This is a genomic window from uncultured Tenacibaculum sp. (assembly GCF_947502995.1).
Classification (GTDB): Bacteria; Bacteroidota; Bacteroidia; order Flavobacteriales; family Flavobacteriaceae; genus Polaribacter.
This window is the reverse complement of sequence record NZ_CANNBW010000010.1, coordinates 1-12,678: the sequence shown is the minus strand read 5'-3', so window position 1 is coordinate 12,678 and position 12,678 is coordinate 1. Positions and strand designations below refer to the sequence as shown.

General features: G+C 30.2%; 11 protein-coding genes. 6 read left to right on the top strand and 5 right to left on the bottom strand.

The annotated features are described in order from the left end of the window. Positions 1-30: 30 nt before the first annotated feature. The 3 genes from Q1A46_RS09455 to Q1A46_RS09445 all read right to left on the bottom strand — a co-directional run bounded on the left by Q1A46_RS09455 (position 31) and on the right by Q1A46_RS09445 (position 2,188). Positions 31-411 (bottom strand): hypothetical protein, encoded by a 381-nt coding sequence (locus Q1A46_RS09455; protein WP_299677203.1) that lies wholly within the window; start codon positions 409-411, stop codon positions 31-33. Between the two features lie 3 nt (positions 412-414). Continuing rightward, complete coding sequence (locus tag Q1A46_RS09450) at positions 415-897, bottom strand: DoxX family protein (RefSeq protein WP_299677200.1); 483 nt, start codon at positions 895-897, stop codon at positions 415-417. Between the two features lie 106 nt (positions 898-1,003). After that, entirely contained in the window at positions 1,004-2,188 is a 1,185-nt protein-coding gene (locus Q1A46_RS09445; protein ID WP_299677197.1) for an AraC family transcriptional regulator, read from the bottom strand. A gap of 193 nt (positions 2,189-2,381) precedes the next feature. Here Q1A46_RS09445 and Q1A46_RS09440 point away from each other — a divergent pair, with 193 nt between their 5' ends. Then, complete coding sequence (locus Q1A46_RS09440; protein ID WP_299677194.1) at positions 2,382-3,764, top strand: hypothetical protein; 1,383 nt, start codon at positions 2,382-2,384, stop codon at positions 3,762-3,764. A gap of 160 nt (positions 3,765-3,924) precedes the next feature. Here the strand turns inward: Q1A46_RS09440 and Q1A46_RS09435 are convergent, their stop codons facing one another. Next, the gene (locus Q1A46_RS09435; RefSeq protein WP_299677191.1) at positions 3,925-5,901 is read right to left on the bottom strand and encodes a hypothetical protein; all 1,977 of its coding nucleotides are present in this window, start codon (positions 5,899-5,901) and stop codon (positions 3,925-3,927) included. Between the two features lie 114 nt (positions 5,902-6,015). Between Q1A46_RS09435 and Q1A46_RS09430 the strand changes: the two genes are divergently transcribed. Next, the gene (locus tag Q1A46_RS09430; protein WP_299677188.1) at positions 6,016-6,918 is read left to right on the top strand and encodes a histone deacetylase; all 903 of its coding nucleotides are present in this window, start codon (positions 6,016-6,018) and stop codon (positions 6,916-6,918) included. Between the two features lie 45 nt (positions 6,919-6,963). Here the strand turns inward: Q1A46_RS09430 and Q1A46_RS09425 are convergent, their stop codons facing one another. Next, positions 6,964-7,185: a hypothetical protein gene (locus Q1A46_RS09425; protein ID WP_299677185.1), complete on the bottom strand. Its 222-nt coding sequence runs from the start codon at positions 7,183-7,185 to the stop codon at positions 6,964-6,966. A gap of 152 nt (positions 7,186-7,337) precedes the next feature. Here Q1A46_RS09425 and Q1A46_RS09420 point away from each other — a divergent pair, with 152 nt between their 5' ends. The 4 genes from Q1A46_RS09420 (at position 7,338) to Q1A46_RS09405 (ending at position 12,558) form a co-directional block, all read left to right on the top strand. Beyond that, on the top strand, positions 7,338-9,461 hold the full coding sequence (locus Q1A46_RS09420) for a Tex family protein (protein ID WP_299677182.1): 2,124 nt from the start codon (positions 7,338-7,340) through the stop codon (positions 9,459-9,461). 95 nt (positions 9,462-9,556) lie between these two features. Further along, positions 9,557-10,138, top strand: a complete 582-nt coding sequence (locus Q1A46_RS09415) for a hypothetical protein (protein ID WP_299677179.1) — start codon at positions 9,557-9,559, stop codon at positions 10,136-10,138. An 87-nt stretch (positions 10,139-10,225) separates the two neighbouring features. After that, a complete protein-coding gene (locus Q1A46_RS09410) occupies positions 10,226-11,539 on the top strand; it encodes a cytochrome ubiquinol oxidase subunit I (protein WP_299677176.1) in 1,314 nt (437 codons plus the stop codon). Then, positions 11,536-12,558, top strand: coding sequence for a cytochrome d ubiquinol oxidase subunit II (locus Q1A46_RS09405; RefSeq protein ID WP_299677173.1), 1,023 nt, complete (start codon positions 11,536-11,538; stop codon positions 12,556-12,558). Before Q1A46_RS09410 ends, Q1A46_RS09405 begins: the two co-directional genes overlap by 4 nt. Positions 12,559-12,678: the final 120 nt, after the last annotated feature.

Here is a 12,678-nt window from a genome sequence, read left to right as displayed (position 1 = left end):
ATTAAAAAGAGCTGCTAAATGCAGCTCTTTTTAATTTCTTTTAATTATGAATTCTGGATCGTTATATTTTACTTCGTAAATTATTGTTTCTGGTTTGTACTCAAATTGTAAAACTCTATTTGGTTTTCCTTTAAGTTCGTAAATAGAACCATTTTTAATCACTTTAAACTGTATGGCATAAACCGCTGTTTTTTGAGTTAATGTAGTTTCAAAAACTCCATCTTTATCTTCATCTGTTAACGGAACTTCAACTTTCCATCTTGGGTCTGTAAAATCTCCTTTTACTCCAATTGTTTTTACATCTGCTATATCTCTAACGTCTACTTTTAGTGTTACCGTTTTTATGTGTTGTTTTTGCACACAACCTATTAATCCGAATGTAATTATTGCTATGAATACTATAGTTCTCATCTTTTATAGTTTTTTAGAAATTAAGTAATCTAATCCGAAGCGCCCGCTACCTAAATACAAATTATATGTTGCAACCCATAAAAATCCCATAGCTGGTAACATTCCCCAAGTACCTTGATTCCATTTTTGCATGAATATGGCAACCAACATAGTACAGATAATTAAAAAAGATGCTATTCTTGTTTTTAAACCTAAAGCCAAAAATAATCCACCAACAGCTTCACTAAAAGCCCCCATCCAAGCAAAAAACACAGGAAATAAAGCAAAAACTCCACCGTAAGCTGCTACATCTTCAGGAAACCAAGCTGATACTTCAAATAAGTTTAAGTTTCTGTCTGCCGCTGTCCATGGCATTCCAAATTTGCTTGCTCCAAAATCTATAGCTAATAACATTCCGCAAACAAAACGAATAATTGCAAAGTGTAAATCGATTCCCCAATGCTTTTGTAAAACAGGTGTAATTAAAGTTTTAAAAATTGTTTTCATCTCTTAAAAATTGTGTATTATGATTTGATGACACAAAGATGAAAACAGATAGTTACACCAACGACTTATCTTGTATTTATAAGGCTCAAATACGATTTGAGACGTCTTAGTTTGATATTTTTTGAAGAAATTCTGTAGGAGAAGTTTGTGTTAGTTTTTTAAAAACTCGATTAAAAGTAGCTTTACTATTAAAGCCACAATCTAAAGCAATTCCTAAAAGAGAAAGCTCTTTGTGAGATCCTTTTTTTAGTTCTTCTTTAAAAGCATTTACTCGAAATTCATTAATAAAATCATTGAAGTTTTTATCGTAGCCTTGATTAATAATTTGTGATAGTTGTGAACGATGCATTTGTAAATTTGAAGCTAAATCTGATAAATTCAACTCAGAATTTAAGTATGGTTTCTCTACTTTCATATATTCATCAATCATCTGAATTTCTTGTTCCGAAATTTTCTTTTTGTCAGTAGCTAATTTTTCTTGTTTTTGATCTGGATTAAACTCAAAGTTTAAATTATTCAACTTATTGGTATCTGTAAAATATCCACGAATCCCAATATACAACATACTAACAGCCATTAATAAGTTTAACCACCACTGTTGCGTGTAACTCAATTCTACAAAAGCTATGTTAATTACAGTTTGAATACTACTGTACAAGAATAGTACGGAAAACACAACCAGAAAACTTAGCACCCAATTTAGCTCTAGTTTATATGTATTGGAAAAGAATTGATTGATTTTTTTCCTGTAATTAAAGAATAATTGGAATGTGAAAGCTAAATACAAAAGCATTACTGCAAAGTCTAAAAAAACTAAGATCGGTTGAACTATTTTTTCATCAACAGCTATTTTTAATACTCCATTCTGATTTTCATGAAAACCTGGTTGTAAAGCATCATAAATGTAAATAGAAACTCGAAATAAAATCAATATTAATATCATTATAAAATGGCTGATATCTGATTTCTTAAATTTAAAATTAGATTGAGTTATTGACTTCACATAAAAATATATCATTGGAGCTAATGCCAAACTAATTGGAATTAACCAATAATTAATCTTAGTTGTTCGATACGTGTTATACCAACCCATAAATCCAACTGTATAACAAATCTGTTGATAAGACACTAACAATAAAATAACTGCTAAAATTAAATTTGAAGTATTGTTATTTTTAAAATATTTAATCAATAACAAACCTGAAAACAATAAAGCTTGTAATACCAATATGAAAAGAGGAGTACTGTAAAGATTAAAATCTGGAAATGCAAATACAGGTAATGTTATCATATTCAAATATAGAAAATTACAAACAAGAAATTGTCTTTGTTTTCCTTTAGATATACTTGAAAGCTTCGTAAAGATTGCGTAAATTAGCTTATTAAGTGATGTGTATATGAAGAGTGCTATTATTTCCCTTTGTTTTATATTTCTAAGTTTTAATTTAGTAGGTCAAAAAAGTATTGGCGAGTTCAATCATTCTTTGAGAACTAAAAACAGAACAGTTAAAGGCTCTTTCTCTGTAGTAAATAAATCGACTAAAGATGTTGCTACTTTTATTAGTGATAGGAAATATATTTACGCGTATTTAACTGACAACACATTTAAAGTTAAAAAGGAACTTAAATTTAAAAAGAACTCAAAATACAGAGGCGTTGTAGGTAAAATTTACAATGCGAATAATAAATTTTCTTTTGTTGTTGCTAACACCAATGTTTCTGACTTTGGTATCATTGATTTTGATTTTAAAAATGATACTGTAGTTTTTAATAAAGATCAATTTAATACAAAAGGACTTACATTACTTCAAAATTTCAATCAAGAAAACAAATCCCATTTACTTTTTTTAAAGAAAAGTACTTCTGAATTAATTGTTAGAACTTACACCAACGATAAAGAAGCAAAAAATCAATCTTTTAAATTAAAAAATGAAAGATTACTTATTGGAAAAAACAGAAAAACTTCTCTCACAAAACTTTTGTATAATTCATTATATAACGATTACACCATAACTAAGATTCAATCTTTTGAATATGGGACAAAAAAAACGAATAAAATTCAACCTATTTCTATAGAAACTACAGCAGAATACACAAAACTTTATGCTGAAAACGATCTAATCAAAATTGTGTTTGACAAGAATAAATTCTATAGTCAAATTCTCACTTTAAATTTAAAAGAAGGTACTCATACATTAAAAAAGTTCAGGAAGCCTTTATACAAAACAACAGGTAGAAACAAAGCTTCTAATTCTTTTCTTTTTAATGATTTTTTATTCACTTCTTCTTGTTCTAAAAAAAATCTTGGAATTGCAATTTATGATTTAAAAACAGATGAAAAGCTTCAAGAATTTACTTTTAGTAACAACAAACCTTTACCATTGAAAAATGCTCCAGTAATAATTCAAGGAAAAGAATATAAAAAAGTGAACACAAAAGAAACTAAAGTATTTTTAAAGAAAATCTACTATAGTGACATGGGAATAACTGTAGCGAAGCAAAAAGATAATTTTGTAATTACACTTGGAGGGAAAAAACCCGCTACGCTACACAATCCTATGATGAGCTTAAAAATGGGAGATAATGTATCTATTTATGCAGTAAATAATTATAGAGGTTTTTTAGATCCACATTCTTACATTTTAAATCTTTTCAGAAATAAAAAAGCAACTTATTTCAAAGGAATACTGGATAATGAATTTAATTTTATTGATGTACCTGTTGAAAAAAATGTGTATGATACTATAAATACTTATGTTCAAGAAAATGGCAAACAAGAAAACAGTCATATTTTTGAATTCAATGGTAAAATGATTTATAGTTACTATAATCAGTCTTCTAATACCTATAAATTTTTAGCTTTTTAAAAGCAAAATAGAGCAGTATTTCTACTACTCTATTTATCAAACTTAATTTTGAGATTCTAAATCTCTCTATCTGGGGAATTATTCCTACTCTTCTAATCCATAAAAACAAGAGTGACATAATACTATTAAAACATTAAATATTTTAAACTTCTTTTTTAAATTATTGCTTGATTAAGTACTTTCCGCTATATATTTCTCCATCCAAAGAAACTCTATAGATATATACTGTATTCGATTGAAACATATGAATCGGAAGCTTTAACATCATAGAATCTCCAAAACTTTTCCCTGAAATTAAATCCTGTCCCAAAACAGAATATAAATGAACTGTTATTTTATCATACTTATGAATTGTATTCACTTTGAAAATAGTTTTTGAAAAAGAAATTGATAATTCTGGTTTTTCTTCAATACTAACCTCACCTGTATTCAATACAGCTGAAGGTAAAGAACCTAATCCTTCGCAAGGATAACTTGCATTTGTTGGATCACTACATGGTCGAAGCTCATCCCAAAAATCTTTAGTTAAGTTCGGCAACCTATTAAAACTAACTTTTTCTCCATGCAATTCTGGCATTCTTCCATTAGTTTTCGGATCTTTTCCATGCGGAATAAAATCTTCTAAATTATTTTCTTTCGGTCCCCAAGTTTGCATGTATTTAGTACATTCTGATATTCCTGTAGAATATAATTTAAAAGGCTTACAACTTCCTGACTCACTCGGATCACGAGGAGCAACAGGATCAGGTAAAGTCCAAAGTCCACCTTCAAAGTTTTCGATACCATAACCTTTATAAATTCGATCAGACCAAAGTAACACCTCATTATCTCCTGCTGCATATTTTAACCATGGCATTAAATGCTGTAAAAAAGCATAACCAATTATCGGTCCGCCTGCAACTCCCATATAATTTCTATCACGTGTTTGTGAATCATCTGGATGAATTCCTCCAGCGGGACCATCTATATACCCATACGGATCAGCAGCTGATCCTTGAGAATCAACATTTGGATACATTCTAGCAAAATACCAATGTGTATTTTCAACTCCTAATTCATCTCCCCAAATAGCCATACCAGACTTCCCCATTTTAACTTGTGCGTCTTCTTGAAAAAATCTTTTCTCAATCGCTTCCTGATTTGAAGCAATGCTTCTTATATCTTCAAAAATTACAGCGTCATCATACAATGCACCTAATAAAGTAATAGGTGGTTTTTTACCTAAATGTTGTCCAGCACCAGATTGAAAAGAAACACCCATTTTATAAATCGCATAATTGTCTATGCCTTTTTGAAGTAACGAATAAACAGCAGCTCTTTTTTCTTCATTAGATTCTTTTCCGAAAAGGTTTCCTAAATCATCTAAAAAATCTTTAGCTTGATCTGCAGCATATGGAGTTTGTGCTGCATGAGGTATAGTTGCTCTGTGAAACTCTCCCATACCTCCATGATATAAATCTATTTGAGGGACCAACCAATGTTCATAACCATTTTCTCCACCAATTACACCATTACTGCCATTAGAAACTTGAGACAATTTAGGTAATCGATTTAATTTTACCTTATCAGTTATGTAAAAAGGTTTTTCCTTTCCATGAAAAGGAGGTCTAAACAAATTAGCTCCTCTGTTTTCTGGAACTTCTTTTAAAATCGTTAATACAACTGCAGTGTCAATACAACCATCTTGAATAGCACGCGTTCCACAATTGGTGGTTCTTGTTGAAATTTTAAAAACGGATGAATTCCCTTCAATATCAACAGGAAGTTGAGTCATAAGATTTAAATCACTACTGTAATGATCGTACATATTTAAAATTCCTTGTTTTTGATTATCTAACGAAATTAATTCTCCTGAAGAATTTCTTAATAGATCAGGATTTAACATAGCTCCATTTATTTCTCCGTCAGGAGTTATTCTAGTAATAGTTACTTTTCCAGAAGAAGTTTTTGGGGTAATCCAATAATCACCAGTTACAAATTTTCCATATTCACACGGACCATTATCACAATTAAAAGCAAATGTGAAAGTTACTCCGTTTCTAACTACAGAAATTTCATTCGTAGTTTGTGCATTAACTAAAAAGAAGGAAGTATTACGTAGTATTAATAGGACGAGGATTATATACTTTTTTTTCATGTTTTCAATCATATATTTCCTAACAAAATTAAAGCTGTATTAGAAATAAAAACTCACTGTATTCAGTGAAAATTATATTTTATCAATAACTTAGTCTTATAATTTAAAGTGTTTATGCTGAAGATCGCTCACCACGAAATTTATAATCATCCATTACCAGATAAGCATCGTTTTCCGATGGAGAAATACGATCTAATTCCGCAACAACTTTTGTATGAAGGAACTTGTACAAAGGACAATTTCTTTGAACCTGAAATTCCTAACAACAAACATTTTTTTTCAGTTCATACTCCTGAATATTTTTTTGATTTATTAAATATTACGTTGTCAAAAAAAGAGGAACGTAAAATCGGTTTTCCATTAAGTGAACAACTTATTGCTAGAGAAATGATTATTGCCGACGGAACAATGAAAGCTTCTGAATATGCTTTACAACATGGAGTTGCTATGAATATTGCTGGAGGAACACATCATGCATTTACAAATAGTGGTGAAGGTTTTTGCATGTTAAATGATCAGGCAGTTGCTGCTCGTTACCTTCAAAATAAAAAATTAGCCAACAAAATTCTTATTGTAGATTTAGATGTACATCAAGGTAATGGAACAGCTGAGATATTTAAAGATGATGCTTCTGTTTTTACCTTTTCCATGCACGGAAAGACAAATTACCCTTTTCACAAAGAACAATCTGATCTAGATATTCCCTTAGAAAATGATACCAAAGATGAAGAATATCTTTCCATTTTAAAAAACACCTTACCTAAATTAATAAGTCAAGAACAACCCGATTTTATTTTCTACTTGTGTGGTGTCGATATTTTAGAAAGTGATAAACTTGGTAAATTAAGTGTGAGTTTATTAGGTTGTAAAGAACGTGATCGTTTTGTGTTGCAAACCTGTAGAGATTTAAAAATACCTGTTATGTGTAGTATGGGTGGTGGATATTCTCAAGATATTAAAATCATCGTAGAAGCACATACAAATACATATCGTTTAGCACAGGAAATATTTTTTTAAGTTCAATAAAAAAACGGCCTGTAAAAGCCGTTTTAGATTTCTTTTTTAACTATCGTAACAAGTGTAATATCCATCTCTTCCTCTTACACAGTAATCTTTATGAGACCAATACCCCCATCCTTTACCAGAACCTCTACAATCTTCGTAGCATTCTTCTTCAGACGTATAATACCCTCCTCTGATATTTTGTTGTTCTTGTTTGTTTAACTCTTTGTGTTCAAGGCTTTTTTCAAGTAAAGATTGCCTTAATGATTTTAAGTTCTTCATTACAATTGGTTTTAATTAAGGTTAATAAATTGCATTGAAAAATTAGTAATTAATTGCTAAAGTGTAAGCTATATCTATGTTAAAAAAACTGAAAAAAATGACACTAGATAAATCATTATTTTTTTTGATATTTGAATCCCTAAATTGAAATTATGCAACTTTTATCCTATATATCCTCACAAACTTCATATTCAGAAAAAAGTATTCAAAATACAGTTGAGTTATTAAATGAAGATTGTACTATTCCGTTTATTGCTCGTTATCGTAAAGAAAAAACAGGAAATTTAGACGAAGTTGAAATTGGAGAAATTGTTGCTTTAAAGGAAGCTTTTGAAGCTCTTGAAAAAAGAAAAAATACTATTCTTAAAGCTTTAGAAGAACAAGAGGTATTAACTTCAGAATTAAAAAACAAAGTCTTAAATGCAAAAGACTTAACTACACTAGAAGACATTTATTTACCTTATAAAAAGAAACGAAAAACTAAAGCTGAAACTGCTCGTAAAAATGGACTAGAGCCTTTAGCTAAAATTATAATGAGTCAACGTGCTGATGACTTAGATTATATTGCTTCAAAGTATATTAATAACAATGTAGAAAATGAAGATAAGGCACTAGAAGGAGCTCGACATATTATCGCAGAATGGATTAATGAACGTAGTGATATCCGTAATTTAATCCGTAGAGAATTAGAACGTTTTTCTACTATTGAAACTAAAGTTGTAAAAACGAAAAAAGATGACGAAAATGCTCAAAAGTTTAAAGATTATTTCGATTGGTCTGAGAATTTAAGTCGAATTCCATCTCACCGTTTACTAGCTATTTTACGCGCAGAAAAAGAAGGTTTTATTCGAGTTAAAATTACAATAGATGATGATAGAGTTCTTGAAAAAGTAGATCGAAAATTAATTAAAAATAATAATGAATGTGGTGCTGAGATTCAATTAGCCATTGACGATTCTTATAAACGTTTATTGCTACCTTCTTTAACTACTGAAGCAATGAATATTGCTAAGGAAAAAGCAGACGAATCTGCAATTACAGTATTTAAGAAAAATCTTGAACAATTATTACTTGGAGCTCCATTAGGTGAAAAACGAATTTTAGCTTTAGACCCCGGTTTTAGAACAGGTTGTAAAGTAGTTTGTCTAAATGAACAAGGTGAATTATTACATAATACAGCTATTTACCCAAATGCACCTCAAAATAAAATTACAGAAGCTGCATATACAATTGAACACTTAATTAAGAAATATAATATTGAAGCAATTTCTATTGGTAACGGAACTGCATCGAGAGAAACTGAGCGTTTTATTAAAAATATTGGAGCTGCTAAAACTTTGGAAATATTTGTTGTAAATGAAGCTGGAGCTTCTATTTATTCTGCATCAAAAATTGCCAGAGATGAATTTCCTAAGGAAGATGTAACTGTTCGTGGAGCTGTTTCTATTGGACGTAGATTAGCTGATCCTTTAGCAGAATTAGTAAAAATTGATCCTAAATCAATTGGTGTTGGTCAATATCAACATGATGTTGATCAAAATCAATTGAAAAAATCATTAGATACTGTAGTGCAGCTTTGCGTAAATAAAGTTGGAGTAAATGTAAATACAGCTAGTGCTTCTTTATTAAGTTACGTTTCTGGAATTGGACCTAAACTTGCTGAAAATATAGTAAATCATAGAAATCAGCATGGTGTTTTTAAAACAAGAAATGATATTAAAAAAGTAGCTCGTTTAGGAGGAAAAGCTTTTGAACAATCAGCGGGTTTCTTACGCATTAAAAAAGGAAGCAATCCATTAGATGATTCTAGTGTTCACCCAGAGAGTTATACTTTAGTTAAAAACATAGCTAAAGATTTAAAACTAAAAACTGAAGATCTTATTGGTAATACAAAACAGTTGAAAGAAATTAAATTGAATAATTATGTTACTGCTGAATTCGGTTTACCTACTTTAAAAGACATTGTAAAAGAATTAGAAAAACCCGGTTTAGATCCCAGAGAAAAAGCAAAAGCATTTTCTTTTGATGATAATGTAAAAACTATAGACGATTTACGCACAGGAATGGTTTTACCAGGAATCGTAAATAACATTACTAATTTTGGTTGTTTTGTAGATGTAGGAATTAAAGAAAGCGGACTAATTCATATTTCTAATTTATCTGATACTTTCGTTGATGATATCAACAAAATAGTAAGCTTACAACAGCAAGTACAAGTACAAGTTTTAGAAATAGATATTAAAAGAAAAAGAATACAATTAAAACTAATAAAATAACTACGTGATCATGTTCACTCATTAAAAGATCAGGGTTACTCAATACTGATTTTATAATAAATTAAAGGCTAATACTTTTACTAAAAAATAATAAAATGAAAAATTTAGTAATTGTATTAGCTTTATTTTTAGGACTAAATACTTTTAGTCAACAATTTGAAAAAACTGATGATTTTTACATCACTGAAATTGATTCAACAACTCGAAGAGAATACTGGGATAAATTTCCTCATGAAAATCAAAACTTACCAATCTTTTTAAAAGATAAAGACAATAATACCATCTTAGAATTATCTGTAAACTTAATGTCTTACGATGAAACTTCAGTTCATGTTTTAAATACCAATAACTTTAATAATATAAAACAAGTTGTTCGTATTACTACTTCTCATACTGCATGTTGTTCTACTTTAATTTCTCATTATTTGTGTATTACTACAGATGGGAATGTTATAAAACTACCTCAACTAGAAAATTCGCATTGTGATGGACCAGAACCGTGGGTAGAATATATTTTCCCTAATCAGAAAAATGGACAAAAAAACAGGATTATAATGGCTGAATCTATTTACAATCCTGAGAACAATTCAACTACATCTACACTTCAAAAAACGCTTACTTGGAATGGAAATAATTTCCAAACAGAAACTATAAAAAACTCATTAGCAACACGCTAATTTTTTAAGGTTTTTCAGCACTAAAATACTAGCGAAAAACAGGAGAATTTCGTAAATTTACGAGACTTATCTTTTAAACATTTCGTTATGGAAAATATAGATGCTGCAAGACTTCAAATGGCATTCACGCTAATTTTTCATATTGTTTTTGCCTGTATCGGAATGGTTATGCCTTTTTTTATGATTGTCTCTCACAAAAAGTGGTTGAATACAGGAAATCCAGTATATTTAAAATTAACTAAAGTATGGCAAAAAGGTGTTGCCATTTTCTTTGTAACTGGTGCAGTTTCGGGCACTGCACTTTCCTTTGAACTAGGACTTTTATGGCCCGAATTTATGGAACATGCCGGACCCATAATCGGTATGCCCTTTTCTCTTGAAGGAGCAGCTTTTTTTGTTGAAGCAATTGCTCTTGGTTTTTATTTATATGGATGGGATAAAATCTCTCCAAAATTTCATTGGTTTACAGGAGTTATTGTTGGAATTGCGGGTGTTGCATCTGGAATTTTAGTGGTTTCTGCTAATGGTTGGATGAACGCTCCATCTGGCTTTGACTATGTTGATGGACAATTCTTAAATATTGATCCTGTAAAAGCATTACTTAATCCAGCATGGTTCACACAAGCTTTACATATGGTTTTAGCTGCTTTTACTGCAACTGGATTTGCAGTTGCTGGTATTCATGCTTTTCAGATTTTAAAGAACAAACAAACTGAAATTCATAAGAAAGCTTTTAAAATAGCCATTACATTTGGTGCAATCGCTGCAATTTTACAACCGATTAGCGGAGATATTTCTGCAAAAGATGTTGCGCAACGTCAACCTGTAAAATTAGCCGCTATGGAAGCACACTACGAAACTTCTAAAAGTGTTCCTTTATATATCGGTGGAATTGTAGATCAGGAGAAAAAAGAAGTAAAATACAAGATTGAAATTCCGAAAGCTTTGTCTTTTTTAGCTTTTGGTGATTTTGATGCTGAAGTAAAAGGTTTAAATGACTTTCCTGAAGATGAAATTCCGAATGTAGCTATTGTACATTATGCATTTCAAATTATGGTTGGTTTAGGCGGACTTTTACTCATGGCTGGAGTTTTCTTTTTCTTTGTAAATAGCAAGAAAAAAGAGTGGTTAGATAAAAAACTGTTCTGGAAATTATTTGCTTTTTTAGCACCTGCTGGATTCATTGCTTTAGAAGCTGGTTGGATTGTTACTGAAGTTGGAAGACAACCTTGGATTATTCACAAAATTATGAGAACTAAAGACGCTGTAACTCCTATGCCTGGAATTCAGTATAGTTTTTATTTGTATGTTTTCTTGTATTCTATTTTAACTATAACCCTAGCTTGGTTGTTAAACAGGCAAATTAAATCGTTAAATAACTCACCTAAATTAAGTGTATGATAGCTGTTGTTTTATTCTTTTTAGCCTTTTCTCTTTTATTATATGTTTTGTTGGGTGGCGCCGACTTTGGTGCTGGAATTATTGAATTATTTTCTTCTGAAGATAATCAGAAAATCGCTAAAAAGACAATTTATAGAGTAATGGGACCGGTTTGGGAAGCAAATCATATTTGGATTATCATTTTAATTGTAATTCTTTGGGTTGCTTTTCCTCAATATTATAAAGTAATGGTTACTTCTTTACATATTCCTATTACTTTAATGTTAATTGGAATTACTTTACGTGGTGTTGCTTTTATTTTTAGACATTATGATGCTTATGTGGATAAATCTCAACGTATTTACAATTGGTTATTCCGTGTTTCTAGTTTAGTTACGCCGATTTTTCTTGGGATGATTTTTGGAGGAATGATTTGTAGTAAAATTGTACTTCCTACAGGAGAAGTTCTGCCAACATTTGCTGAAGCTTATATTACACCTTGGTTTAATATCTTTTCGTTCTTAGTCGGGCTATTTTTTGCTAGTTTGTGTGCTTTTTTATCTGCTGTATTATTAATTGGTGAAGCTGATCAAGAAGGATATCCTGTATATGTTAGAAAAGCTAAAATTGCTACAATTGTTGTAGTTTTACTTGGTTTCATTACAATTGCTTACGGATATATTACTGATACTTATTTTGTAAATGGAATTATTAAAAACCCTATTAGCGTAGGAATGATTCTTCTTTCTGCTTTAGGATTAATTCCTTTATGGTTTGCCGTGAAAAAAGGAAATAGAATTAATAGCAGAATTTATGCAGGATTGCAAGTGATACTGATTATCGCTGTGGCTTTAATTCCTCATTTTCCTCATTTACTCTTAATTGAAAACGACAGTATGAGTCTTCTTGAAAATGTTGCGCCTGACTCAGTAATTCGAGTACTCGGAATTTCTTTAATCGTTGGTGGATTAATTATTATTCCTGGATTATTTCATCTATTGAAATCATTTAAATTGATTAAAATTCTAGAAAAAAATTAAATAATAAAAAAAGCTAGCCTTGTCGGTTAGCTTTTTTATTATTCATGTCCCGTCCTGAAATAAGTTTACACAATTTAGACTTATTTTATGAATAACAATGAATCCAAGAAAAAGCGAACT

What these genes read in the sequence shown, in the direction of transcription:
- Q1A46_RS09420 (WP_299677182.1), top strand. Translation starts at nt 7,338, where the DNA reads ATGCAACTTTTATCCTATATATCCTCACAAACTTCATATTCAGAAAAA.
- Q1A46_RS09410 (WP_299677176.1), top strand. Translation starts at nt 10,226, where the DNA reads ATGGAAAATATAGATGCTGCAAGACTTCAAATGGCATTCACGCTAATT.
- Q1A46_RS09435 (WP_299677191.1), bottom strand. Translation starts at nt 5,901, where the DNA reads ATGAAAAAAAAGTATATAATCCTCGTCCTATTAATACTACGTAATACT.
- Q1A46_RS09450 (WP_299677200.1), bottom strand. Translation starts at nt 897, where the DNA reads ATGAAAACAATTTTTAAAACTTTAATTACACCTGTTTTACAAAAGCAT.
- Q1A46_RS09430 (WP_299677188.1), top strand. Translation starts at nt 6,016, where the DNA reads ATGCTGAAGATCGCTCACCACGAAATTTATAATCATCCATTACCAGAT.
- Q1A46_RS09445 (WP_299677197.1), bottom strand. Translation starts at nt 2,188, where the DNA reads ATGATAACATTACCTGTATTTGCATTTCCAGATTTTAATCTTTACAGT.
- Q1A46_RS09455 (WP_299677203.1), bottom strand. Translation starts at nt 411, where the DNA reads ATGAGAACTATAGTATTCATAGCAATAATTACATTCGGATTAATAGGT.
- Q1A46_RS09415 (WP_299677179.1), top strand. Translation starts at nt 9,557, where the DNA reads ATGAAAAATTTAGTAATTGTATTAGCTTTATTTTTAGGACTAAATACT.
- Q1A46_RS09405 (WP_299677173.1), top strand. Translation starts at nt 11,536, where the DNA reads ATGATAGCTGTTGTTTTATTCTTTTTAGCCTTTTCTCTTTTATTATAT.
- Q1A46_RS09425 (WP_299677185.1), bottom strand. Translation starts at nt 7,185, where the DNA reads ATGAAGAACTTAAAATCATTAAGGCAATCTTTACTTGAAAAAAGCCTT.